General features: G+C 43.1%; 21 protein-coding genes, 2 tRNA genes and 2 rRNA genes (1 of these 25 running past the window's edge). 13 read left to right on the top strand and 12 right to left on the bottom strand.

Annotated features, from left to right (window positions below):
- Positions 1–4: 4 nt before the first annotated feature.
- Both QA442_RS00755 and QA442_RS00750 read right to left on the bottom strand, forming a co-directional pair.
- Positions 5–211 carry a DUF951 domain-containing protein gene (locus QA442_RS00755; RefSeq protein ID WP_003219236.1) on the bottom strand — a complete coding sequence of 69 codons (207 nt, stop codon included), beginning with the start codon at positions 209–211 and terminating at the stop codon, positions 5–7.
- Positions 212–304: 93 nt separating this feature from the next.
- Positions 305–1,321: a YkvI family membrane protein gene (locus tag QA442_RS00750; RefSeq protein ID WP_095430961.1), complete on the bottom strand. Its 1,017-nt coding sequence runs from the start codon at positions 1,319–1,321 to the stop codon at positions 305–307.
- A gap of 442 nt (positions 1,322–1,763) precedes the next feature.
- Between QA442_RS00750 and yyaC the strand changes: the two genes are divergently transcribed.
- Positions 1,764–2,381, top strand: a complete 618-nt coding sequence (gene yyaC, locus QA442_RS00745; protein WP_095430960.1) for a spore protease YyaC — start codon at positions 1,764–1,766, stop codon at positions 2,379–2,381.
- Between the two features lie 38 nt (positions 2,382–2,419).
- On the opposite strand, the gene spo0J is transcribed toward yyaC, so the two are convergent.
- Together spo0J and soj are read right to left on the bottom strand one after the other, a co-directional pair.
- On the bottom strand, positions 2,420–3,268 hold the full coding sequence (gene spo0J / locus QA442_RS00740; RefSeq protein WP_040081123.1) for a stage 0 sporulation protein Spo0J: 849 nt from the start codon (positions 3,266–3,268) through the stop codon (positions 2,420–2,422).
- Positions 3,261–4,022, bottom strand: coding sequence for a sporulation initiation inhibitor protein Soj (gene soj / locus QA442_RS00735; protein ID WP_003219244.1), 762 nt, complete (start codon positions 4,020–4,022; stop codon positions 3,261–3,263). Before soj ends, spo0J begins: the two co-directional genes overlap by 8 nt.
- A 247-nt stretch (positions 4,023–4,269) precedes the next feature.
- Here soj and QA442_RS00730 point away from each other — a divergent pair, with 247 nt between their 5' ends.
- Positions 4,270–4,710, top strand: coding sequence for a PH domain-containing protein (locus QA442_RS00730; RefSeq protein WP_095430959.1), 441 nt, complete (start codon positions 4,270–4,272; stop codon positions 4,708–4,710).
- Between the two features lie 49 nt (positions 4,711–4,759).
- On the opposite strand, the gene noc is transcribed toward QA442_RS00730, so the two are convergent.
- The 8 genes from noc to rpmH form a co-directional block, all read right to left on the bottom strand.
- Positions 4,760–5,611 carry a nucleoid occlusion protein gene (noc, locus tag QA442_RS00725; protein WP_014666147.1) on the bottom strand — a complete coding sequence of 284 codons (852 nt, stop codon included), beginning with the start codon at positions 5,609–5,611 and terminating at the stop codon, positions 4,760–4,762.
- 121 nt (positions 5,612–5,732) lie between these two features.
- Positions 5,733–6,452: a 16S rRNA (guanine(527)-N(7))-methyltransferase RsmG gene (gene rsmG, locus QA442_RS00720; RefSeq protein ID WP_014666148.1), complete on the bottom strand. Its 720-nt coding sequence runs from the start codon at positions 6,450–6,452 to the stop codon at positions 5,733–5,735.
- A 13-nt stretch (positions 6,453–6,465) separates the two neighbouring features.
- Complete coding sequence (gene mnmG / locus QA442_RS00715) at positions 6,466–8,352, bottom strand: tRNA uridine-5-carboxymethylaminomethyl(34) synthesis enzyme MnmG (RefSeq protein ID WP_014666149.1); 1,887 nt, start codon at positions 8,350–8,352, stop codon at positions 6,466–6,468.
- Positions 8,353–8,372: 20 nt separating this feature from the next.
- Complete coding sequence (gene mnmE / locus QA442_RS00710; RefSeq protein ID WP_095430958.1) at positions 8,373–9,752, bottom strand: tRNA uridine-5-carboxymethylaminomethyl(34) synthesis GTPase MnmE; 1,380 nt, start codon at positions 9,750–9,752, stop codon at positions 8,373–8,375.
- Between the two features lie 310 nt (positions 9,753–10,062).
- Complete coding sequence (gene jag, locus QA442_RS00705; RefSeq protein WP_095430957.1) at positions 10,063–10,689, bottom strand: RNA-binding cell elongation regulator Jag/EloR; 627 nt, start codon at positions 10,687–10,689, stop codon at positions 10,063–10,065.
- The gene (spoIIIJ, locus tag QA442_RS00700; protein WP_050982297.1) at positions 10,686–11,471 is read right to left on the bottom strand and encodes a YidC family membrane integrase SpoIIIJ; all 786 of its coding nucleotides are present in this window, start codon (positions 11,469–11,471) and stop codon (positions 10,686–10,688) included. Before spoIIIJ ends, jag begins: the two co-directional genes overlap by 4 nt.
- A 144-nt stretch (positions 11,472–11,615) precedes the next feature.
- Positions 11,616–11,966, bottom strand: a complete 351-nt coding sequence (rnpA, locus tag QA442_RS00695; RefSeq protein WP_003236647.1) for a ribonuclease P protein component — start codon at positions 11,964–11,966, stop codon at positions 11,616–11,618.
- A gap of 151 nt (positions 11,967–12,117) precedes the next feature.
- Entirely contained in the window at positions 12,118–12,252 is a 135-nt protein-coding gene (rpmH, locus tag QA442_RS00690) for a 50S ribosomal protein L34 (protein WP_003178075.1), read from the bottom strand.
- Positions 12,253–12,878: 626 nt separating this feature from the next.
- Here rpmH and dnaA point away from each other — a divergent pair.
- From dnaA to QA442_RS00635, 11 genes are all read left to right on the top strand, one after another.
- Entirely contained in the window at positions 12,879–14,219 is a 1,341-nt protein-coding gene (dnaA, locus tag QA442_RS00685; protein ID WP_003242674.1) for a chromosomal replication initiator protein DnaA, read from the top strand.
- 188 nt (positions 14,220–14,407) lie between these two features.
- Entirely contained in the window at positions 14,408–15,544 is a 1,137-nt protein-coding gene (gene dnaN / locus QA442_RS00680) for a DNA polymerase III subunit beta (RefSeq protein WP_014662455.1), read from the top strand.
- A 130-nt stretch (positions 15,545–15,674) separates the two neighbouring features.
- Entirely contained in the window at positions 15,675–15,890 is a 216-nt protein-coding gene (rlbA, locus tag QA442_RS00675; protein ID WP_003219264.1) for a ribosome maturation protein RlbA, read from the top strand.
- A gap of 15 nt (positions 15,891–15,905) precedes the next feature.
- Positions 15,906–17,018 (top strand): DNA replication/repair protein RecF, encoded by a 1,113-nt coding sequence (gene recF, locus QA442_RS00670; protein WP_040081112.1) that lies wholly within the window; start codon positions 15,906–15,908, stop codon positions 17,016–17,018.
- A 17-nt stretch (positions 17,019–17,035) separates the two neighbouring features.
- Positions 17,036–17,281: an extracellular matrix regulator RemB gene (remB, locus tag QA442_RS00665; protein ID WP_003219266.1), complete on the top strand. Its 246-nt coding sequence runs from the start codon at positions 17,036–17,038 to the stop codon at positions 17,279–17,281.
- 53 nt (positions 17,282–17,334) lie between these two features.
- Positions 17,335–19,251 (top strand): DNA topoisomerase (ATP-hydrolyzing) subunit B, encoded by a 1,917-nt coding sequence (gene gyrB / locus QA442_RS00660; protein WP_095430956.1) that lies wholly within the window; start codon positions 17,335–17,337, stop codon positions 19,249–19,251.
- Between the two features lie 210 nt (positions 19,252–19,461).
- Positions 19,462–21,927 (top strand): DNA topoisomerase (ATP-hydrolyzing) subunit A, encoded by a 2,466-nt coding sequence (gyrA, locus tag QA442_RS00655; RefSeq protein WP_014662458.1) that lies wholly within the window; start codon positions 19,462–19,464, stop codon positions 21,925–21,927.
- 288 nt (positions 21,928–22,215) lie between these two features.
- Positions 22,216–23,764 (top strand): 16S ribosomal RNA (locus QA442_RS00650).
- A 102-nt stretch (positions 23,765–23,866) separates the two neighbouring features.
- Positions 23,867–23,943, top strand: a tRNA-Ile gene (locus QA442_RS00645).
- Positions 23,944–23,954: 11 nt separating this feature from the next.
- Positions 23,955–24,030, top strand: a tRNA-Ala gene (locus tag QA442_RS00640).
- Between the two features lie 81 nt (positions 24,031–24,111).
- Positions 24,112–25,035 (top strand): 23S ribosomal RNA (locus QA442_RS00635); it runs 2,004 nt beyond the window's last position.
- Together the 16S and 23S rRNA genes with 2 tRNA genes alongside form the textbook arrangement of a ribosomal RNA operon.

Raw genomic sequence — 25,035 nt, 5'->3', positions numbered from 1 at the left:
CTATTTATGAAGTAGGCTCCTCATGCTTGACTAGTACTTTTTTTAGTTTTCTTTCAAATTCTTTTCTCGGAATCATAACACTGTGAGAGCATCCCTCACACTTAATACGAATATCCATTCCCATGCGTATAATTTTCCAGCTGTTCGCTCCGCATGGATGCGGTTTTTTCATTTCTACGATATCATTCAGGCCAAAGTCTTTATCCGCCAAGACCCTTCACCTCTTTTCATAAACTGCTGTATCTATTGTACAAAAAAACTGATCATAAGAGCAATCAAGATACTTGAAAAGAAATACATCCTCTTATTTCCATTTACTTAAAATAGGATATAAGAGAAGACAAACTAACAAATACAAATTTAACATCCCGTATATCGGATACAAAAACGCGATCAAATCAGAAAATCCGAAAGAAGTAAAAGGTACCATTAACACTAACAAAATCAACACAATCAACCATCTCGGCATATGAACAAACCCCATCAGCCGGCTGGACAGCCCCAGCAATCCCGCTACCGTCGTCGTGTAAATGGCCAGACACAGCACCCCCGTCATACATAAAAAAAGGACATAAGGCGCACCCTCCAAAACGGCAAACAGCGGTATTTCAAACTGAGAAAGGGAGCCCGCCAGCTCCACTAACGTTTCATTATAAACAAATGAGATCACGCCAAAAATGAGACCGCTTGCCACACTTGCGATTTTCGCTTCTCCGAGTCCTTTCATCTCTTTCCCTACAGAGGATAAAATCGCAACAACTGAAAGGATGTTTAAAGAAGTAAACGTGATGCTCGAAGGCCAGTTATACTGCTTAGACATATCAATCGTCCACGTATGGTGATGTGTGCTCTGAAAAGAGATCAGCGCATATAAAAGCCCCGCTACTAACACAGGAATCAAAATACTATTTATAGATAATATTCCTTTCACATCCCACAAAAACAAACACACTGTCACGATGCAAATCAGCGCGATTCCCCACCAGAAAGGAAGCTTGTACATCTGCAGGGTCACACCGCCTCCGGCAATCATCACCATAGTCGTCGAAAACAAATAAAAAATGATGAGAACATCATAAATTTTCGCCAGCCACGGCCCCATTAAATGCTCCAAAACCGGCAGAAAATGAGTGGATTGAACCTTAAAACTGATTTTCATCACAATATAAGACGAGAAAATGAACATGATTGTAAACAGCAAAATAGCAAGTCCGCTTTCCGCCCCAAAAAACTGCCAAATCTCCTGGCCGCTCGCATATCCGGCCCCGATCAGGCTCCCTAATATGAGCAGCATCCACTTCATTCCGGCTCTCCACAACATCATCACCTCATAGACAAAGATCAGCTTGTTTCCGTTATTGTTACTATATAAATAAAAGAAGGCAAAAATGCCATATTTTCATAGACATTTGAACACAAGCTGAAATTATCATCCGAAATACCCGTAAAAAGAGACTGCTGATGCAGGCAGTCTAAAAAAATATCATTTTGCCGCGGAATGAAGGAATGAACCTCATTAACCATTCCTATCTATAAAGTGTTTTGTAAGCAGACCATAGCTTGATCATGATCGAGGCAATGGGGGACAATACTTGTAATTCACCCACTAACCATTCATATCATAACCTCTACTTTTTTTAAATCTCCGGTGTCATACACAAAGCATAAAAAACCGTACTGCTGGATATACTGTAAACAACCTTACATAACGAAACACACACCATAGCAATTCTGTTACCTACTATAACAAGGAAGTGAAACCTATGAATCGAAAAGGCGGGCTTTTTTCCTCTCAGGAACGAGTAAAACAATACGTTTCACATACAGATGCAGCTGCAGCAAAGCAAATCCAAACCATTCTTTCTTCATCCTTACGTAAAGCTGCCGGCAAACCAATTGTCGTGGTTTGTATCGGAACAGACCGTTCAACCGGTGATTCATTGGGCCCGCTCGTAGGAATGAAACTCAAACAGATGCAGCTCACCAGATTCCATGTCTACGGAACCTTATCTGACCCCGTCCATGCTGTGAACATGAAGGATAAAATCAGTAACATTCATAAATTACATAAAAACCCATTTATTATAGCGGTCGATGCATGCTTAGGCCGCGTTAAGAGTGTGGGTTCATTTCAAATCGGAGACGGGCCATTAAAGCCTGGAGCCGGTGTGCAAAAAGACCTTCCTGAAGTGGGAGATCTTCATATTAACGGAATCGTGAATGTGAGCGGTTTCATGGAGTATTTTGTATTGCAAAACACAAGACTCAACTTGGTCATGAATATGGCCAATGTTCTCGCGGAAGGATTGAGTTTAACAGATCGGACAGAGTGGAGGCAAGAACGCCTGAACCCGCTGCAAAGGCTCACTGGGCGCATATAAAACAAAAACCATCTTCGTTTGAAAGATGGTCTTTTCATTTATGATTCTCGTTCAGATAAAAGCTCTAAAATCCGGTCAAGGTCTTCATTAGAGAAAAATTCAATTTCGATTTTGCCTTTTTTCTTCTGTCTTTTAATATTAACTGTTGTTCCAAAATAATTTTGGAGATAGGATTCCCGTTCTTTTAGAACCGCATCTTTCACAGGTTCTTTTTTCTTTGTTTCACGTGGAACATTCTGATTTAACTGCTGAATCAGCTGCTCAAGCTGGCGAACATTAAGCTGCTCCGCAATCACTTTTTGTACAAGCGGTTCAAGCTTATTTTTGTTTTTTAAGCCAAGAAGCGTGCGTCCATGTCCCATAGAAAGCGTACCTTCAGCAATAAGCTGCTGAATATTTTCTGGCAGTGTCAGCAGTCTTAAATGATTCGCAATATGCGGTCTGCTTTTCCCAAGACGTTTGGCAAGCTGCTCTTGCGTGAGATCTAAGTGTTTCAGCAAAGAGTCATATGCCTGTGCCTCTTCAAGCGGAGATAAATCTTCGCGCTGAAGGTTTTCTAATAAAGCAATTTCCCTCATTAACGCCTCTGATAATTCACGGACAATCGCGGGAACTGTCTCTAAACCCGCCAGCTTTGCTGCCCGAAAACGCCGTTCCCCCGCAACAATATCATAGCCTTTTAAAGATTTTCTGACGATAAGCGGCTGAAGAATGCCATGCTGCAGCACTGATTCTTTAAGTTCAGCTAATGCCTCGTCATCAAAGTGTTTTCTTGGCTGATAAGGATTAGGGCGTAAATCGGCAATTTTAATTTCTTCAACTGTCTCTTCAGACAAATCGACCTGATTAAATAACGCATTAATCCCTTTTCCAAGGCCTTTAGCCATTCGCAGCCACTTCCTTTGCTAAATCTAAATATACTTCCGCACCTCTTGACCGCGGATCGTATAAAATGATGGGTTTTCCGTGACTCGGTGCCTCACTCAGACGGACATTACGCGGAATAACTGTCTTATATACTTTATCTCTAAAATACTTTTTAACCTCTTCAATCACTTGAATGCCAAGGTTTGTCCGAGCATCAAGCATTGTCAGCAATACACCTTCAATCATTAAATCAGTATTCAAATGCTTTTGCACAAGACGTACTGTATTTAATAACTGGCTGAGCCCCTCCAAGGCATAATATTCGCACTGTACAGGAATCACAACGGAATCCGAGGCAGTAAGGGCATTAATCGTCAGCAGACCCAATGACGGCGGACAATCAATGATAATGTAATCATAATTTTGCTTTACTGCTTCAAGTGCTCTCTTCAATCTCACTTCTCTTGAAATTGTAGGAACCAGCTCAATCTCAGCCCCGGCAAGCTGAATCGTCGCAGGGATCACGTCCAAGTTCTCGACTGTCGTTGCTTTAATAATATCTATAACATCTGCATCATCTACTAAAATATCGTACACACACTGCTCTACATCGGCTTTTTCAATCCCTAATCCGCTTGTCGCATTTCCCTGCGGATCAATATCTACCAGCAGAACCCTTTTCCCTATGTAAGCCAAACATGCCCCAAGGTTGACAGACGTCGTTGTTTTGCCGACCCCGCCTTTTTGGTTCGTAATTGCTATGATTTTTCCCACGATGTCACCTACTTTCACATGAACATGTACTATCTTGCTTCTATTCTATCAAAAAAAGATTAAAGCGTTTCATTTTTTTCATCATTTTGTTCCGAATCAGAAGGGAAATAATTGAAAATTCAAGTACGCTTTATGCTTTCTCTTATAAATTCTACAATTTCTATGTTTTTTGACTTAAAAAAGGAATTTCTTTAAGAAAAAAAGAAGAAGTCACAGTAACAGAACGTGGAAACAGGACGGTGAGAAAATGGTTTATCAAACAAAGAGAGATGTACCCGTTACGCTGATGATTGTGTTTCTCATATTACTGATACAAGCAGATGCCATTGTTCCTTTTGTGCTGGGAAATATGAAAGTTTCGGGCTGGGTCATTTTTATTCTGCTGACTCTTTTAAACGGACTCATTATATGGAGCTTTATTGATTTGAAATATGTATTGAAGGAGCACCACCTGATCATTAAAGCCGGACTGATCAAACATCAAATTCCTTACGAAAAAATCGATAAAGTGATCCAAAAAAAGAATCTGTGGTCAGGTTTCCGTTTAATCGGCTCTCGTCATGCCATCACGGTATACTATCAGGGAGGATGGGGACATGCAGTGATTTCACCGCAAAATACTGAAGAATTTATCCACAAGCTCAAAGAAAAGAATTCTAATATAATATTTTTCACTAAAAGTAATTAATTTCCTTTTCAATGAATATAAAAAGCTCTCCTGCTTTTCAGGAGAGCTTTTATTTTGGTATGCGAATCGTTAATTGAATATATTCTTCAAATTCTTCTTCTTCCGTATTCAATTTTACACCACTGTCCTCCACCATTGATAGTGACTGGCGAATCGTGTTCATCGCAATTCTTGTATCTCTGCTGAACGCTTTGCGTCTCGGCTTTGGCTTTCTCTGGCCTTGCTCCAGCATTTTCACCACGCGGTCTTCCGTCTGCTTTACATTTAAACTTTTCTCAATAATCTCTGTGAGCAGTGTGACTTGGAGCTCAGGCTGTTTCAGCGGAATCAGCGCTCTGGCATGACGCTCGGTGATTTTCTTCTCCATAATCGCGTCTTGGACTGGCTGAGGCAGCTTTAATAACCGGAGCTTATTTGCAATTGTAGACTGCCCTTTTCCTAAACGCTGTGCGAGTGCCTCCTGTGTTAAATCATGCAGCTCAAGCAGCCTAGCATAAGCATGGGCTTCCTCAATAGAAGACAATTCTTCCCGCTGCAAGTTTTCAATTAACGCCACAGAAGCGGTTTCCGTGTCGGAAAAATCCTTAATAATCGCCGGAATCTTTTCCCACTCAAGCGATTGCACCGCTCTCCAGCGTCTTTCACCTGCAATGAGTTCGTATTGGCCTTCTTCTTCTGTATGCCTAACAACAATCGGCTGAATAATGCCGTGTGTATGAATGGTCATTGCTAACTCTTTGATTTTTTCATCTGAGAAAATGGTGCGTGGCTGAAAACGGTTGGGAACGATAGCATTTACCGGTATTTCCAGAATCTCTTCTTTGTTTGTATCATGTTCAGCAATCTCCGGCTCCTGTTCCTTCTCACCAAGCCCGAAGAAACGAGAGAATGAATGCTTCATGTACCTACACCACCTTTAAAAACTGCCATTTTTATAATTCTATTTTCTCATGGTTTTTCCTGCTATACATCCATCAATTTTGATGAAAATATGATGGTATTGTCATATCAGGCTGTCTAAATTACCCTTCAATTGGCGATTTATTAGGAGTTCCCGGTTTTCTTGGATACTTCTTAGGTGTATTTTTTATCTTGCGTATCACCATAATATTACGATCGCTTTCTTCAATAGGCAGCTTAAAGGAATGGACATTCTCAAGTTCTCCTCCAAGCGTCGTGATTGCTTTTTTGCCTGCATTCAGTTCTTCTTCAGCTGATGCCGCTTTTAAAGCAACAAATAAACCGTTTTTCTTCACCAGAGGCAAGCAAAGCTCACTCAAAACAGATAATCTTGCAACTGCTCGCGCCGTCACAATATCATAGCTTTCCCGCACGTCTTTCCGTTGTCCGAACGTTTCAGCTCTGTCATGGCAGAATGTTGTATTCTCCAATTGCAAAGCTTCAGATAACTTTTCTAAAAACGTAATCCGTTTGTTCAGTGAATCCACGATTGTGACATTGAGGTGCGGAAAACATATTTTTATCGGCAGACTCGGAAAACCCGCTCCCGCTCCGACATCACAAATCGTGTTCACTTGATTGAAGTCGACATAGAAAGCAGCTGTAATGGAGTCATAAAAATGCTTCAGATACACTTCTTTTTTCTCTGTAATTGAAGTCAGGTTGATTTTTTCATTCCATTCAACCAGCATGTCGTAATACAGCTCAAATTGCTCCAGCTGACGGGGAGAAAGGGAGATCCCTTTTTCCGCCAAACCGGAAGTGAATTCTTCAATATTCATGCCGTCATCCTTTCTACTCGGCTATCTTCGCAATGCGTCCCTGCTCTAAATACACCAATAGAATTGAAATGTCCGCCGGGTTTACACCGGAAATGCGGGAAGCTTGGGCAACAGACAGAGGGCGCACATTTTTCAGCTTTTGACGCGCCTCAGTCGCGATCCCTTTGATTGCGTCATAATCAATTCGATCCGGAATTTTTTTATTTTCCATCTTCTTCAGTTTTTCCACTTGCTGAAGAGATTTTTCAATATATCCTTCATATTTCACTTGGATTTCCACTTGTTCTGCCACGTCTTGAGGAACCGGCACTTCTGGCGGCGCCAGTTTTGTGACTGTTTCATAGTTCATTTCAGGACGTTTCATTAAGTCTGTGCCGCGAACTCCATCTTTCAATTCGCTTCCGCCAAGAGAACGGATATATTCTTGGTTTTCTGGAGACGGCTTGATAATGACAGAATACAGACGTTTTTTCTCCGCTTCGATCGCCGCTTTTTTCTTCTCAAAAGCTGCATACCGCTCATCAGAAATCAATCCAATGCGGTGCCCGATTTCTGTCAGGCGCAAATCAGCATTATCATGGCGAAGAAGCAATCTGTATTCAGCACGTGATGTCAAGAGACGGTAAGGCTCATTAGTTCCTTTTGTTACAAGGTCATCAATCAGAACACCAATGTAGGCGTCAGAACGGCTTAGAATCACTTCTTCTTTTCCAAGCGCTTTCCGTCCTGCATTGATTCCCGCCATAATTCCTTGTCCTGCGGCTTCTTCATAACCGGATGTTCCGTTAATTTGGCCTGCAGTGTAAAGGTTGGTGATTTTTTTCGTTTCAAGTGTCGGCCAGAGCTGTGTCGGTACGATCGCATCATACTCGATCGCATAGCCGGCTCTCATCATTTGCACGTTTTCAAGTCCAGGAATCGTTGCAAGCATTCTTTGCTGTACGTCTTCTGGAAGACTAGTAGATAAACCTTGGACATAGACTTCCTGTGTATTTCTGCCTTCCGGCTCAAGGAAGATCTGGTGACGCGGTTTATCATTAAATCGTACAACTTTATCTTCAATGGACGGGCAATATCTTGGGCCAGTACCTTTGATCATACCGGAATACATCGGTGAACGGTGCAGGTTGCTGTCAATAATCTCATGTGTCTCAGGGCTTGTATATGTCAGCCAGCAAGGGAGCTGATCTGTGATATATTCCACTGTTTCATATGAGAAAGCGCGAGGCACTTCGTCACCAGGCTGAATTTCCGTTTTGCTGTAATCAATTGTGTCGCTTTTAACGCGAGGCGGCGTACCTGTTTTAAAACGAACAAGGTCAAAACCCAGTTCCTCCAAATGCTCAGAAAGCTTAATAGAAGGCTGCTGGTTGTTCGGGCCGCTTGAGTAAGACAGATCGCCAAGAATGATTCGTCCTCTTAGATAGGTCCCTGTCGTCATGACAACTGCTTTCGCACGATAATGTGCGCCGGTTTGTGTAATCACACCTCGGCATTCACCGTCTTCAACGATCAGCCGCTCCACAATTCCTTGCAGCAATGTTAAGTTTGGTTCTTTTTCAAGTGTATTTTTCATTTCGTGCTGATATTGGAATTTGTCTGCTTGCGCACGCAATGCACGAACCGCAGGACCTTTTCCTGTATTCAGCATTCTCATTTGAATATGCGTTTTATCGATGTTTCTTCCCATTTCTCCGCCAAGCGCGTCAATTTCACGGACGACAATCCCTTTTGCGGGGCCGCCGACAGACGGATTACATGGCATAAATGCAACCATATCTAGGTTGATGGTCAAGACAAGCGTTTTGGCGCCTTGGCGTGCAGATGCGAGGGCAGCCTCAACACCGGCATGCCCGGCGCCAATCACAATCACATCGTATTGGCCTGCTTCATACCCCATGATTCTAGTTCCTCCTTTTATTATTTTCCTAAACAGAATTGTGAAAAGAGCTGATCAATTAAGCTTTCGTGGACAGAATCTCCGATGATTTCGCCCAAAAGCTCCCAGCATCTTGTAAGGTCGATTTGCACCATGTCGATCGGGACATCCTGCTCGATGCCGCTAAGCGCATCTTCAATGGCACGTTTTGCTTGCTGTAAAATAGAGATGTGACGTGTGTTGCTGACATAAGTCAGATCCCCGCTTTCAATGGCACCCGTGTAGAACAGCGATTGAATCGCTTCTTCCAGATCATTGATGCCTTCCTCTTTTAAAAGGGATGTCGTAACAACTGGACGTCCATTGGCAAGTTCACGGACACGCTCAGTGTCAATCTTCGCCTCAAGGTCAGTCTTATTCAAAATCACGATAACGTCCATGCCCTCAACGGCTTCAAAAAGCTTTACATCTTCTTCAGAAAGCTCTTCACTATTATTAAGAACAAGTAAAATCAGGTCCGCTTCCTTCAGAACCTGGCGAGAACGTTCAACACCGATTCGCTCAACAATGTCTTCTGTTTCGCGAATACCAGCTGTATCAACCAGACGAAGCGGGACGCCTCTTACATTCACGTATTCCTCAATTACATCCCGTGTCGTTCCGGGAATATCGGTTACAATGGCTTTTGCCTCATGAACGAGACTGTTCAGAAGAGATGATTTTCCTACGTTCGGCCGGCCGATAATGACGGTAGAAAGACCTTCACGCAAGATTTTTCCTTGCTCAGAAGTTCTCAACAGCGCCTCAATTTCCTTTTTAACGGCGGTTGCCTTTTCAACTAAAAGCTGATGCGTCATTTCCTCTACATCATCATACTCCGGATAATCGATATTCACCTCAACATGAGCCAGGGTTTCTAAAATCTCACTGCGCAAACGGCGCACCAAAGCAGAAAGACGCCCTTCCATTTGATTCATAGCAACGTTCATTGCCCGGTCCGTTTTCGCTCTGATTAAGTCCATAACCGCTTCCGCCTGTGAAAGATCGATTCGCCCGTTTAAAAACGCACGTTTCGTAAATTCGCCAGGCTCTGCCAGTCTCGCTCCCTCTCTCAATGCGAGCTGAAGCACTTGGTTCACAGTCACAATTCCCCCGTGACAGTTAATCTCGATCACATCTTCTCGTGTAAAAGTTCTCGGCGCTTTTAACACTGATACCATTACTTCCTCAACGACACGATCTGAAGGTCTGTCTACGATATGACCATAATGAATCGTATGTGATTCAACCGAGCTGAGTGTTTTCCCCTTCGGTCCTTTATAAATTTTATCTGCGATTTGAATGGCCTCTGGTCCGCTCAACCGTACAATCGCAATCGCGCCTTCTCCCATCGGTGTGGAAATTGCCGCAATTGTATCCATGCTGTTCACCTCTCTTTACTTATGTTTCATCTATATAAAAAAATTTTTATTATGCCAAAACTAAAAGATAACATAGTTTGGTTCGAAGTGGAAGATTTGTTATCCACAGAAATAGAAATTCGTCCCTTATTACTTTAACTTATCCACATGTGAATAACAATTAATTTTATTTCCTGAACTTCCTTTTTATCAACAGGATACACCTAAAAAGAAAAAACTTAAACGGCAAAACCTTGATATTACTAGGAAAAGTAGATTTTTCGCATACAAAAAAACCGAAATCCGATTTTTACCGGACTTCGGTTTTATGCTATTTTTTATGGGAAATAACGAGATGGCGATTTTCGCCTTCACCCATTGAATATGTTTTGATCTGGTGGTTTGCATATCCAGAAAGAGTATCATGAATAACTTTTCTTTCAGTGGATGGCATAGGCTCAAGCTGGATTGCTTTTTTCGTCTTCAAAACCTGGTCAGCAAGCCTGATGGCCAGCTGGCTCAGTGTTTCCTTTCTTTTCAAACGATAGTTTTCTGCATCCACCGTCACATTTTTATATTGGCCTGGATAACGGTTAAGAACTAGCTGTGTCAATGTTTCAAGAGCATTTAAGGTTTGTCCTCTTTTCCCAATCAACAATGCCGTTTTTTCACCTGTTATATGGAATCTCACTGTCTTTTTGCTTTCTTGAACAGTCACATCAGACTTTCCGGCAATGGCTTCGGCGATCGTTTGAAGATAAGACTTCGCTTGCTGAATCGGATCAATCTTTTCAACTAGCTTGACGATCGCCGGCTTTTTACCGAAAATACCGAGAAACCCTTTGTGTCCCTCTTCAATAACAGTAATTTCTACTTTATTCCTCGTTAATCCCAGCTCTTGCAATCCGGACTGTACTGCTTCATCGACATTTCGCCCTGCAGCAGTCACATTCCTCACTTTTTCTTTCCTCCGGCTTTTTGCGGCTCAGGATTTTTTTTAATATCAGGCCCTTTAATGAGGAAAGTTTGCGCAATCATAAACAAGTTACCGACTACCCAATAAAGAGAAAGAGCCGCCGGGAAGTTGATCGCAAATACGATAATCATAATTGGCATAATCCAAAGCATCATCGCCATTTGCGGATTTTGCTGCGCATTGCCCGCCATCATCAGTTTTTGCTGAACAAATGTGGCGACACCGGCAACGATAGGAAGAATATAGAAAGGATCCTTTTCTCCTAAGTCAAACCATAAGAAGCTATGCTCTGAAATCGCCTGTGTTCTCATGATCGCATGATAGAATCCAATTAAAATCGGCATCTGGATCAAAATCGGGAAACATCCCGCCAATGGATTAACACCATGCTTTTGGAATAAAGCCATTGTTTCCTGCTGAAGCTTTTGCTGTGTTTTTTGATCCTTTGAGCTGTATTTTTCTTTCAACTTTTGCATTTCCGGCTGTAAAGCCTGCATCGCTTTCGAACTTCTCAGCTGCTTAATCATCAGCGGTAAAATTAATAAACGAATTAAAATGGTAACAAGAATAATTGAAAGTCCGTAGTTATCTCCCGTCAATTTCGCTACATACGTAATGAGCTCAGACAATGGATATACTACGTACTTGTCCCAGAAATGCGGACTATCTGCAGTGATCGGCTCTTTCACACTCGAGCATCCAGCCAAAAGCATGAATACGCCAACCATACTTAATAGCAACCCTATTCTCCTTTTCAACAACATTTCCTCCTATAATTAATCTTTACACTCTTTTATTGCAAAGCATACTTGTATGTATTTTAGCATCTTTCAGTTTTAAATGGTGTCTTTTTCTGATCAACCAGAAAGGAAGCGCTTTTAAAAGTTGTAAGAAAGCAGTGGTGATGCCTACTTTGACGAAGATTTCTTATATAATGAAGACTTTCTGAATAGATGCTGCAGACTTTTTTTCGTTTCCTCATATGTCAGCTGGCTCGCCGGTTTTCTGGCAATAATGATATAGTCCTTTTCCTTCAGTCTCTCTTTCTCTTCAAGAAAGGCCTGCCGAATCAATCGTTTGATCCGATTTCGCATCACAGCATTGCCAATTTTTTTGCTGACGGAAAGCCCGACACGCAGCTCATCATTTTCAGGCTGATCAAGCGTATATAAGACAAACTGGCGGTTTGCAACTGATGTCCCTTGTTTAAACACTTTTTGAAAATCTTCATTTTTCTTTAAACGATTTCGCTTCTTCAAATGACTCACTCCGATACTGGCTGGCAGAAACTTTTAAAATTTATTATGAAAATGAGATGCATTTGAACCAGGGAGCATGCCCCGGTTCATTACGCATCACATCTATCTTTTCCCATAACGTGAAAAAAGACCACTGACATTATTCAGTGGCCTAAGCTGATAATACTTTTCTGCCTTTGCGGCGACGGCGTGCTAAAACTAGACGACCGTTTTTTGAACTCATACGGCTTCTGAAGCCATGAACTTTGCTGCGTTTACGGTTATTCGGTTGGAATGTTCTTTTCATTTATGACACCTCCCTCGAGGAATAGCTGTTAAAGACAGTCTTACTTATTATATTTGCGTTACCTATTCATTGTCAACTTTACTAGTGCTTTTATTTCTTGCAACCATAATAGGATACCATACCTTTTCAACTTTCGAAACCTTATTTTTTAGATTCCTTAATTTAACGAAAAAAAGACAGATCCAAACAATTTGCCCCTAAAAACACGCGTGTGGATATCTTTTTCGGCTTTTTTTAATATCCACAAAGGTTATCGACAACATTTTCACATTACCAACCCCTGTGGACAATAATTTTTCAACAGGTTGTCCGCTTTGTGGATAAGATTGTGACAACCATTGCAAGCTCTCGTTTATTTTGGTATTATATTTGTGTTTTAACTCTTGATTACTAATCTTACCTTTCCTCTTTATCCACAAAGTGTGGATAAGTTGTGGATTGATTTCACACAGCTTGTGTAGAAGGTTGTCCACAAGTTGTGAAATTTGTCGAAAAGCTATTTATCTACTATATTATATGTTTTCAACATTTAATGTGTACGAATGGTAAGCGCCATTTGCTCTTTTTTTGTGTTCTATAACAGAGAAAGATGCCATTTTCTATGAAAAGGAGGGACGTGCCGGAAGATGGAAAATATATTAGACCTGTGGAACCAAGCCCTTGCTCAAATCGAAAAAAAGTTGAGCAAACCGAGTTTTGAGACTTGGATGAAGTCAACCAAAGCCCACTCACTGCAAGGAGATACCTTAACGATCACGGCTCCCAATGAATTTGCCAGAGACTGGCTGGAGTCCAGATACTTGCATCTGATTGCAGATACTATATATGAATTAACCGGGGAAGAATTGAGCATTAAGTTTGTCATTCCTCAAAATCAAGATGTTGAGGACTTTATGCCGAAACCGCAAGTCAAAAAGGCGGTCAAAGAAGATACATCTGATTTTCCTCAAAATATGCTCAATCCAAAATATACTTTTGATACTTTTGTCATCGGATCTGGAAACCGATTTGCACACGCAGCTTCCCTTGCAGTAGCGGAAGCACCCGCGAAAGCTTACAACCCTTTATTTATCTATGGGGGCGTCGGCTTAGGGAAAACACACTTAATGCATGCGATCGGCCATTATGTAATAGATCATAATCCTTCTGCCAAAGTGGTTTATCTGTCTTCTGAGAAATTTACAAACGAATTCATCAACTCTATCCGAGATAATAAAGCCGTCGACTTCCGCAATCGCTATCGAAATGTTGATGTGCTTTTGATAGATGATATTCAATTTTTAGCGGGGAAAGAACAAACCCAGGAAGAATTTTTCCATACATTTAACACATTGCACGAAGAAAGCAAACAAATCGTCATTTCAAGTGACCGGCCTCCAAAGGAAATTCCGACACTTGAGGACAGATTGCGCTCACGTTTTGAATGGGGCCTGATCACGGATATCACGCCGCCTGATCTGGAAACGAGAATTGCGATTTTAAGAAAAAAGGCCAAAGCAGAGGGCCTCGATATTCCAAACGAGGTTATGCTTTACATCGCGAATCAAATCGACAGCAATATTCGGGAGCTGGAAGGCGCATTAATCAGAGTTGTTGCTTACTCATCTTTAATTAATAAAGATATTAATGCTGATCTGGCCGCTGAGGCGCTGAAAGATATTATTCCTTCATCAAAACCGAAAGTCATTACGATAAAAGAAATTCAGAGGGTAGTAGGCCAGCAATTTAATATTAAACTCGAGGATTTCAAAGCAAAAAAACGGACAAAGTCAGTGGCTTTCCCACGTCAAATCGCCATGTACTTATCAAGGGAAATGACTGATTCCTCTCTTCCTAAAATTGGTGAAGAGTTTGGAGGCCGTGACCATACGACCGTTATTCATGCGCACGAAAAAATTTCAAAACTGCTGGCAGACGATGAACAGCTTCAGCAGCATGTAAAAGAAATTAAAGAACAGCTTAAATAGCAGGTCCGGGGATTATTCGGGGAAAGTGTGAATAACTTTTCAGAAGTCATGCACAGTCTGTCCACATGTGGATAGGCTGTGTTTCCTGTCTTTTTCACAACTTATCCACAAATCCACAAGCCCTACTATTACTTCTACTATTTTTTTAAAATATATATATTAATACATTATCCGTTAGGAGGATAAAAATGAAATTCACGATTCAAAAAGATCGTCTTGTTGAAAGTGTCCAAGATGTATTAAAAGCAGTTTCATCCAGAACTACGATTCCCATTTTGACTGGTATTAAAATTGTTGCATCAGATGATGGCGTATCCTTTACAGGAAGCGATTCAGATATTTCTATTGAATCCTTCATTCCTAAAGAAGAAGGAGATAAGGAAATCGTCACAATAGAACAGCCCGGAAGCATCGTTTTACAAGCCCGCTTCTTTAGTGAAATTGTAAAAAAACTGCCGATGGCAACTGTAGAAATCGAAGTGCAAAATCAGTATTTAACGATTATTCGTTCAGGTAAAGCCGAATTTAATCTAAACGGACTGGATGCTGATGAGTATCCTCACTTGCCGCAGATTGAAGAACATCATGCGATTCAGATTCCAACTGATTTGTTAAAAAATTTGATCAGACAAACCGTATTCGCAGTGTCCACCTCAGAAACACGTCCTATCTTGACAGGTGTAAACTGGAAAGTGGAACAAAGTGAATTATTATGCACTGCAACGGATAGTCACCGTCTTGCTTTAAGAAAAGCGAAACTTGATATTCCAGAAGACAGATCTTATAACGTCGTGATTCCGGGAAAAAGTTTAACTGAACTCAGCAAGATTTTGGATGACAATCAGGAACTCGTAGATATCGTGATCACAGAAACCCAAGTTCTGTTTAAAGCGAAAAACGTTTTATTTTTCTCACGGCTTCTGGACGGAAATTATCCAGACACAACCAGCCTGATTCCGCAAGACAGCAAAACAGAAATCATTGTAAACACAAAAGAATTCCTTCAGGCCATTGATCGTGCATCTCTTTTAGCCAGAGAGGGGCGCAACAACGTGGTGAAGCTGTCCGCAAAACCGGCTGAATCCATTGAAATTTCTTCTAATTCCCCTGAAATCGGTAAAGTTGTGGAAGCAATTGTTGCGGATCAAATTGAGGGTGAGGAATTAAATATCTCTTTTAGTCCAAAATATATGATGGATGCACTAAAGGTGCTTGAAGGAGCAGAAATACGCGTAAGCTTTACAGGTGCAATGAGACCTTTCTTAATTCGCACGCCGAATGATGAAACGATTGTACAGCTTATCCTTCCTGTCAGAACCTATTAATCCGATACACTGCTGCCGACCCGTCGGCAGCTTTTCTATTCGGCAACTGCTCCGACAAGTTTTCCCTTTCCCTAATTCGTTTTTTTTTAGTACAATTAGATATTAGTGATATTTGAAAGAGGTCGATATAATGGCAAATCCGATTTCAATTGATACAGAGATGATTACACTCGGACAATTCTTAAAATTAGCCGATGTGATTCAGTCTGGCGGGATGGCGAAGTGGTTTTTAAGCGAGCATGAAGTGCTTGTGAACAACGAGCCGGACAACCGCCGAGGCAGAAAGCTGTATGTTGGAGATGTGGTAGAGATTGAAGGATTTGGTTCATTTCAAGTCGTCAATTAAAGCGGGTGACACTGATTGTATATCCAGAACTTAGAACTGACATCTTACCGCAACTACGACCATGCTGAACTTCAATTTGAAAATAAAGTAAATGTGATCATCGGTGAAAACGCCCAGGGGAAGACAAACCTTATGGAGGCGATCTATGTCTTGTCCATGGCGAAATCGCACAGGACATCAAATGACAAAGAACTTATACGGTGGGACAAAGACTATGCTAAAATAGAGGGAAGAGTGATGAAGCAAAACGGGGCGATCCCGATGCAGCTCGTCATCTCCAAAAAAGGTAAAAAGGGCAAGGTCAATCATATTGAACAGCAAAAGCTCAGCCAGTATGTCGGGGCCCTCAACACCATTATGTTTGCGCCGGAAGATTTAAATCTTGTAAAGGGAAGCCCTCAAGTGAGAAGGCGGTTTCTTGACATGGAAATCGGACAGGTTTCTCCCGTCTACCTTCATGACCTTTCTCTTTACCAGAAAATCCTTTCCCAGCGGAATCATTTTTTAAAACAGCTGCAAACAAGAAAACAAACAGACCGGACGATGCTCGATGTTTTGACCGATCAGCTTGTGGAAGTTGCAGCAAAAGTCGTCGTAAAACGCCTGCAGTTTACAGCACAGCTCGAAAAATGGGCGCAGCCCGTCCATGCAGGCATCTCAAGAGGGCTTGAAGAACTGACCTTGAAGTACCATACAGCTCTTGATGTATCAGATCCCGTAGACTTGTCGAAAATAGGAGATAGCTATCAAGAAGCGTTTTCTAAATTAAGAGAAAAAGAAATCGAGCGCGGTGTTACTTTGTCAGGGCCTCATCGTGACGATGTCCTTTTCTATGTGAACGGACGCGATGTGCAGACGTATGGTTCTCAAGGACAGCAGCGAACGACGGCGTTGTCCCTTAAGCTGGCGGAGATTGACCTGATCCATGAAGAAATCGGAGAATATCCCATTTTACTATTGGATGATGTACTGAGTGAACTGGATGATTATCGCCAGTCACACTTGCTTCATACGATCCAAGGCCGTGTACAAACGTTTGTCACAACGACAAGCGTTGATGGCATTGATCACGAAACCTTACGTCAAGCAGGAATGTTCCGTGTGCAAAATGGTGCGTTAGTGAAGTGAAGAAATGAGGTGAGCAATTGTATATTCATTTAGGTGATGACTTTGTGGTTTCAACACGAGATATTGTCGGCATTTTTGACTTTAAAGCCAACATGTCGCCTATTGTTGAAGAATTTCTGAAAAAACAGAAACACAAGGTGGTGCCTTCCGTAAACGGCACGCCCAAATCTATCGTAGTCACGGTTCAGAATATATATTACTCTCCCTTATCTTCCAGCACATTAAAAAAACGTGCGCAATTTATGTTTGAAATAGATTCTTAGAAATTTTTATCACGAATATATCGTTTAGAAAAGTGTAGGTGAATGACGTGGCTATGGAACAGCAGCAAAATAGTTATGATGAAAATCAGATACAGGTACTAGAAGGATTGGAAGCTGTTCGTAAAAGACCGGGGATGTATATCGGCTCGACAAACAGCAAAGGCCTTCACCACCTGGTATGGGAAATTGTCGATAATAGTATTGACGAAGCCCTCGCCGGTTATTGTACAGATATCAATATCCAAATCGAAAAAGACAACAGTATCACGGTTGTAGATAATGGCCGCGGTATTCCAGTCGGTATTCATGAAAAAATGGGCCGTCCTGCGGTAGAAGTCATTATGACGGTGCTTCATGCCGGAGGAAAATTTGACGGAAGCGGCTATAAAGTATCCGGAGGATTACACGGTGTAGGTGCGTCGGTCGTGAACGCACTATCAACAGAGCTTGATGTGACGGTTCACCGTGACGGTAAAATTCATCGCCAAACCTATAAACGCGGAGTTCCAGTTTCAGACCTTGAAATCATTGGCGAAACGGATCATACAGGAACGACGACACATTTTGTCCCGGATCCTGAAATTTTCACAGAAACAACTGAGTATGATTATGATCTGCTTGCCAACCGCGTGCGTGAATTAGCCTTTTTGACAAAGGGCGTAAACATCACGATCGAAGATAAACGTGAAGGGCAAGAGCGTAAAAACGAGTACCATTACGAAGGCGGAATTAAAAGTTATGTAGAGTATTTAAACCGTTCTAAAGAAGTTGTCCATGAAGAGCCGATTTACATTGAAGGCGAAAAGGACGGCATTACGGTTGAAGTGGCTTTACAATACAATGACAGCTACACAAGCAACATTTACTCGTTTACAAACAACATTAACACGTACGAAGGCGGTACCCATGAAGCTGGCTTCAAAACGGGCCTGACTCGTGTTATCAACGACTATGCCAGAAAAAAAGGGCTTATTAAAGAAAATGACCCTAACCTAAGCGGAGATGATGTAAGAGAAGGGCTGACCGCGATTATTTCAATCAAACACCCTGATCCGCAGTTTGAGGGCCAAACGAAAACAAAGCTAGGCAACTCAGAAGCTCGGACCATCACTGATACGTTATTTTCTGCGGCAATGGAAACATTTATGCTGGAAAATCCAGATGCGGCCAAAAAAATTGTCGATAAAGGTTTAATGGCGGCAAGAGCTAGAATGGCTGCGAAAAAAGCGCGTGAACTTACACGCCGCAAGAGCGCTTTGGAAATTTCAAACCTTCCCGGTAAACTAGCGGACTGCTCTTCAAAAGATCCGAGCATTTCCGAGTTATATATCGTAGAGGGTGACTCTGCCGGTGGATCTGCTAAACAAGGACGGGACAGACATTTCCAAGCTATTTTGCCGCTTAGAGGTAAAATCTTGAACGTTGAAAAAGCAAGACTGGACAAGATCCTTTCTAACAACGAAGTTCGCTCTATGATCACAGCACTTGGCACAGGTATCGGGGAAGATTTCAACCTGGAGAAAGCCCGTTACCATAAAGTTGTCATTATGACAGATGCCGATGTTGACGGTGCGCACATCAGAACCCTGCTGTTAACGTTCTTTTACAGATATATGCGCCAAATTATCGAAAATGGCTATGTGTACATTGCACAGCCGCCGCTCTACAAGGTTCAACAGGGGAAACGTGTTGAATATGCGTACAATGACAAGGAGCTTGAAGACTTGTTAAAAACGCTTCCTCAAACACCTAAGCCTGGATTGCAGCGTTACAAAGGTCTTGGTGAAATGAATGCCACCCAGTTATGGGAGACAACCATGGATCCTAGCTCTAGAACGCTGCTTCAGGTAACTCTTGAAGATGCAATGGATGCGGATGAGACATTCGAAATGCTGATGGGCGACAAAGTAGAACCTCGCCGAAACTTCATAGAAGCAAATGCGAGATACGTTAAAAATCTTGACATCTAATCATAAAAAGCCTTATTTCCAATAAGAAATAAGGCTTTTTTCTAAACAAGATCAGATGCAGCAATGCTTGCAATACCTATATATTCTAGCAATTTAATGTGTATAATCATAAGTTTATTGATATAATGGAGAATAGTGAAATCGTATTGAAGGTCATAATGGACAATCTACTCCCACATATTTCATGTGATACTTCAGGGAGGTTTTTTAATGAGTGAACAAAACACACCACAAGTTCGTGAAATAAATATCAGTCAGGAAATGCGTACGTCCTTCTTGGATTATGCAATGAGCGTTATCGTATCCCGTGCTCTTCCGGATGTTCGTGACGGTTTAAAGCCGGTTCATAGACGGATTTTATATGCAATGAATGATTTGGGCATGACCAGTGACAAGCCTTATAAAAAATCCGCGCGTATCGTTGGAGAGGTTATCGGGAAATACCATCCGCACGGTGATTCAGCGGTATATGAATCCATGGTCAGAATGGCTCAGGATTTCAACTACCGTTATATGCTTGTTGACGGTCACGGAAACTTCGGTTCTGTTGACGGAGACTCAGCGGCTGCCATGCGTTATACAGAAGCAAGAATGTCTAAAATCTCAATGGAAATTCTTCGAGACATCACAAAAGACACAATCGATTATCAGGATAACTATGACGGTTCAGAAAGAGAACCTGTCGTTATGCCTTCGAGGTTCCCAAATCTGCTCGTGAACGGTGCTGCCGGCATTGCGGTAGGTATGGCAACAAACATTCCTCCGCACCAGCTGGGAGAAATCATTGACGGTGTACTTGCTGTCAGTGAGAATCCGGACATTACAATTCCAGAGCTTATGGAAGTCATTCCAGGTCCTGATTTCCCGACTGCGGGTCAAATCTTAGGCCGAAGCGGTATACGGAAAGCATACGAATCTGGCCGAGGCTCTATTACAATTCGGGCAAAAGCTGAGATCGAGCAAACATCTTCAGGTAAAGAAAGAATTATTGTTACAGAGTTGCCTTACCAAGTAAATAAGGCGAAATTAATCGAGAAAATTGCTGATCTTGTTAGGGATAAAAAGATAGAGGGCATTACAGATCTGCGTGATGAGTCAGATCGTACAGGTATGAGAATTGTCATTGAAATTAGACGTGATGCTAATGCAAATGTCATTCTAAACAATCTGTACAAACAAACTGCTCTACAAACATCTTTTGGTATCAATTTGCTTGCACTTGTTGATGGTCAGCCGAAAGTTTTAACTCTTAAGCAATGCCTGGAGCATTACCTTGACCACCAAAAAGTCGTAATTAGACGCCGTACTGCCTATGAATTGCGTAAAGCGGAAGCGAGAGCTCACATCCTTGAAGGCTTGAGAGTTGCTCTGGATCATCTCGATGCAGTTATTTCCCTTATCCGTAATTCTCAAACGGCTGAAATTGCGAGAACAGGTTTAATTGAACAATTCTCACTGACAGAGAAGCAAGCACAAGCAATCCTTGATATGAGGCTCCAGCGTTTAACAGGACTGGAACGTGAAAAGATCGAAGAAGAATACCAATCTCTTGTTAAATTAATTGCAGAGCTAAAAGACATCTTGGCAAATGAATATAAAGTGCTTGAGATTATTCGTGAAGAACTCACGGAAATCAAAGAGCGTTTTAACGATGAAAGACGTACTGAGATCGTCACTTCTGGACTAGAGACAATTGAAGATGAAGATCTCATTGAGAGAGAAAATATCGTCGTCACTCTGACGCACAACGGGTACATCAAACGTCTTCCTGCATCAACTTATCGCAGTCAAAAACGAGGCGGTAAAGGTGTACAAGGAATGGGAACAAACGAAGATGATTTCGTTGAGCATTTGATCTCTACGTCAACTCATGACACGATTCTCTTCTTCTCAAACAAGGGAAAAGTGTATCGTGCAAAAGGGTATGAAATCCCTGAATACGGCAGAACAGCAAAAGGAATCCCGATTATTAACCTGCTGGAAGTAGAAAAGGGTGAGTGGATCAACGCGATTATTCCAGTCACGGAATTCAATGCGGAGCTTTACCTTTTCTTCACAACAAAGCACGGGGTTTCAAAACGAACTTCGCTGTCTCAATTCGCTAATATCCGCAACAATGGCCTAATCGCTTTGAGTCTTCGTGAGGATGATGAACTGATGGGTGTACGTCTGACTGATGGTACAAAACAAATCATCATCGGAACGAAAAACGGTTTACTGATCCGTTTCCCTGAAACAGATGTCCGGGAGATGGGAAGAACTGCGGCAGGCGTAAAAGGCATCACCCTGACAGATGACGACGTTGTTGTCGGCATGGAGATATTAGAGGAAGAGTCACACGTCCTTATCGTAACTGAAAAAGGATACGGAAAACGGACTCCGGCTGAAGAGTACAGAACTCAAAGCCGGGGCGGAAAAGGACTCAAAACAGCAAAAATCACCGAGAATAACGGCCAACTAGTAGCAGTGAAAGCTACTAAAGGTGAAGAGGATCTAATGATTATTACAGCCAGCGGCGTACTCATTAGAATGGACATCAGTGATATCTCAATCACCGGACGTGTCACTCAAGGTGTGCGTCTCATCAGAATGGCAGAAGAAGAACATGTTGCTACAGTGGCTTTAGTAGAGAAAAACGAAGAAGATGAGAATGAAGAAGAACAAGAAGAAGTGTGAGAAAAAGCGCAGCTAAAATAGCTGCGCTTTTTTGTTTTATTCCTCTTTACAGTCTTAAAAATTATGGTATAATCATTTTTGTTGTCTTTTAAAAGACGCAAACGTAACAATCATGACTAGTAAAAACTTTTTCAAAAAAGTGTTGACCTAGTTAACTAAAAATGTTACTATTAAGTAGTCGCTTCGAGGGAAGCACACAAAGTTCTTTGAAAACTAAACAAGACAAAACGTACCTGTTAATTCATTTTTATAAATCGCACAGCGATGTGCGTAGTCAGTCAAACTACTTTATCGGAGAGTTTGATCCTGGCTCAGGACGAACGCTGGCGGCGTGCCTAATACATGCAAGTCGAGCGGACAGATGGGAGCTTGCTCCCTGATGTTAGCGGCGGACGGGTGAGTAACACGTGGGTAACCTGCCTGTAAGACTGGGATAACTCCGGGAAACCGGGGCTAATACCGGATGCTTGTTTGAACCGCATGGTTCAAGCATAAAAGGTGGCTTCGGCTACCACTTACAGATGGACCCGCGGCGCATTAGCTAGTTGGTGAGGTAATGGCTCACCAAGGCAACGATGCGTAGCCGACCTGAGAGGGTGATCGGCCACACTGGGACTGAGACACGGCCCAGACTCCTACGGGAGGCAGCAGTAGGGAATCTTCCGCAATGGACGAAAGTCTGACGGAGCAACGCCGCGTGAGTGATGAAGGTTTTCGGATCGTAAAGCTCTGTTGTTAGGGAAGAACAAGTACCGTTCGAATAGGGCGGTACCTTGACGGTACCTAACCAGAAAGCCACGGCTAACTACGTGCCAGCAGCCGCGGTAATACGTAGGTGGCAAGCGTTGTCCGGAATTATTGGGCGTAAAGGGCTCGCAGGCGGTTTCTTAAGTCTGATGTGAAAGCCCCCGGCTCAACCGGGGAGGGTCATTGGAAACTGGGAAACTTGAGTGCAGAAGAGGAGAGTGGAATTCCACGTGTAGCGGTGAAATGCGTAGAGATGTGGAGGAACACCAGTGGCGAAGGCGACTCTCTGGTCTGTAACTGACGCTGAGGAGCGAAAGCGTGGGGAGCGAACAGGATTAGATACCCTGGTAGTCCACGCCGTAAACGATGAGTGCTAAGTGTTAGGGGGTTTCCGCCCCTTAGTGCTGCAGCTAACGCATTAAGCACTCCGCCTGGGGAGTACGGTCGCAAGACTGAAACTCAAAGGAATTGACGGGGGCCCGCACAAGCGGTGGAGCATGTGGTTTAATTCGAAGCAACGCGAAGAACCTTACCAGGTCTTGACATCCTCTGACAATCCTAGAGATAGGACGTCCCCTTCGGGGGCAGAGTGACAGGTGGTGCATGGTTGTCGTCAGCTCGTGTCGTGAGATGTTGGGTTAAGTCCCGCAACGAGCGCAACCCTTGATCTTAGTTGCCAGCATTCAGTTGGGCACTCTAAGGTGACTGCGGTGACAAACCGGAGGAAGGTGGGGATGACGTCAAATCATCATGCCCCTTATGACCTGGGCTACACACGTGCTACAATGGACAGAACAAAGGGCAGCGAAACCGCGAGGTTAAGCCAATCCCACAAATCTGTTCTCAGTTCGGATCGCAGTCTGCAACTCGACTGCGTGAAGCTGGAATCGCTAGTAATCGCGGATCAGCATGCCGCGGTGAATACGTTCCCGGGCCTTGTACACACCGCCCGTCACACCACGAGAGTTTGTAACACCCGAAGTCGGTGAGGTAACCTTTTAGGAGCCAGCCGCCGAAGGTGGGACAGATGATTGGGGTGAAGTCGTAACAAGGTAGCCGTATCGGAAGGTGCGGCTGGATCACCTCCTTTCTAAGGATATTATACGGAATATAAGACCTTGGGTCTTATAAACAGAACGTTCCCTGTCTTGTTTAGTTTTGAAGGAACTTTGTTCCTTAAATAAGTTAAGATGGGCCTGTAGCTCAGCTGGTTAGAGCGCACGCCTGATAAGCGTGAGGTCGGTGGTTCGAGTCCACTCAGGCCCACCATCTTATATAATGGGGCCTTAGCTCAGCTGGGAGAGCGCCTGCTTTGCACGCAGGAGGTCAGCGGTTCGATCCCGCTAGGCTCCACCAACGTGTTCTTTGAAAACTAGATAACAGTAGACATCACATTCAATTAGTAATACAAGATATCACATAGTGATTCTTTTTAACGGTTAAGTTAGAAAGGGCGCACGGTGGATGCCTTGGCACTAGGAGCCGATGAAGGACGGGACGAACACCGATATGCTTCGGGGAGCTGTAAGCAAGCTTTGATCCGGAGATTTCCGAATGGGGAAACCCACCACTCGTAATGGAGTGGTATCCATATCTGAATTCATAGGATATGAGAAGGCAGACCCGGGGAACTGAAACATCTAAGTACCCGGAGGAAGAGAAAGCAAATGCGATTCCCTGAGTAGCGGCGAGCGAAACGGGATTAGCCCAAACCAAGAGGCTTGCCTCTTGGGGTTGTAGGACACTCTGTACGGAGTTACAAAGGAACGAGGTAGATGAAGAGGTCTGGAAAGGCCCGCCATAGAAGGTAACAGCCCTGTAGTCAAAACTTCGTTCTCTCCTGAGTGGATCCTGAGTACGGCGGAACACGTGAAATTCCGTCGGAATCCGGGAGGACCATCTCCCAAGGCTAAATACTCCCTAGTGACCGATAGTGAACCAGTACCGTGAGGGAAAGGTGAAAAGCACCCCGGAAGGGGAGTGAAAGAGATCCTGAAACCGTGTGCCTACAAGTAGTCAGAGCCCGTTAACGGGTGATGGCGTGCCTTTTGTAGAATGAACCGGCGAGTTACGATCCCGTGCAAGGTTAAGCAGAAGATGCGGAGCCGCAGCGAAAGCGAGTCTGAATAGGGCGCATGAGTACGTGGTCGTAGACCCGAAACCAGGTGATCTACCCATGTCCAGGGTGAAGTTCAGGTAACACTGAATGGAGGCCCGAACCCACGCACGTTGAAAAGTGCGGGGATGAGGTGTGGGTAGGGGTGAAATGCCAATCGAACCTGGAGATAGCTGGTTCTCTCCGAAATAGCTTTAGGGCTAGCCTCAAGGTAAGAGTCTTGGAGGTAGAGCACTGATTGGACT

Origin of the sequence: Bacillus stercoris (assembly GCF_029772985.1) — a bacterium.
Classification (GTDB): domain Bacteria; phylum Bacillota; class Bacilli; order Bacillales; family Bacillaceae; genus Bacillus; species Bacillus stercoris.
The sequence above is the reverse complement of the archived record's forward strand: the minus strand, read 5'-3'. Positions and strand labels throughout refer to the sequence as shown.

Excerpts from the sequence above, each read along its gene's own strand:
- QA442_RS00750 (WP_095430961.1), bottom strand. The coding sequence starts at position 1,321 with ATGTTGTGGAGAGCCGGAATGAAGTGGATGCTGCTCATATTAGGGAGC.
- yyaC (WP_095430960.1), top strand. The coding sequence starts at position 1,764 with ATGAATCGAAAAGGCGGGCTTTTTTCCTCTCAGGAACGAGTAAAACAA.
- spo0J (WP_040081123.1), bottom strand. The coding sequence starts at position 3,268 with ATGGCTAAAGGCCTTGGAAAAGGGATTAATGCGTTATTTAATCAGGTC.
- QA442_RS00730 (WP_095430959.1), top strand. The coding sequence starts at position 4,270 with ATGGTTTATCAAACAAAGAGAGATGTACCCGTTACGCTGATGATTGTG.
- noc (WP_014666147.1), bottom strand. The coding sequence starts at position 5,611 with ATGAAGCATTCATTCTCTCGTTTCTTCGGGCTTGGTGAGAAGGAACAG.
- rsmG (WP_014666148.1), bottom strand. The coding sequence starts at position 6,452 with ATGAATATTGAAGAATTCACTTCCGGTTTGGCGGAAAAAGGGATCTCC.
- mnmG (WP_014666149.1), bottom strand. The coding sequence starts at position 8,352 with ATGGGGTATGAAGCAGGCCAATACGATGTGATTGTGATTGGCGCCGGG.
- mnmE (WP_095430958.1), bottom strand. The coding sequence starts at position 9,752 with ATGGATACAATTGCGGCAATTTCCACACCGATGGGAGAAGGCGCGATT.
- spoIIIJ (WP_050982297.1), bottom strand. The coding sequence starts at position 11,471 with ATGTTGTTGAAAAGGAGAATAGGGTTGCTATTAAGTATGGTTGGCGTA.
- rpmH (WP_003178075.1), bottom strand. The coding sequence starts at position 12,252 with ATGAAAAGAACATTCCAACCGAATAACCGTAAACGCAGCAAAGTTCAT.
- dnaA (WP_003242674.1), top strand. The coding sequence starts at position 12,879 with ATGGAAAATATATTAGACCTGTGGAACCAAGCCCTTGCTCAAATCGAA.
- dnaN (WP_014662455.1), top strand. The coding sequence starts at position 14,408 with ATGAAATTCACGATTCAAAAAGATCGTCTTGTTGAAAGTGTCCAAGAT.
- rlbA (WP_003219264.1), top strand. The coding sequence starts at position 15,675 with ATGGCAAATCCGATTTCAATTGATACAGAGATGATTACACTCGGACAA.
- gyrB (WP_095430956.1), top strand. The coding sequence starts at position 17,335 with ATGGAACAGCAGCAAAATAGTTATGATGAAAATCAGATACAGGTACTA.
- gyrA (WP_014662458.1), top strand. The coding sequence starts at position 19,462 with ATGAGTGAACAAAACACACCACAAGTTCGTGAAATAAATATCAGTCAG.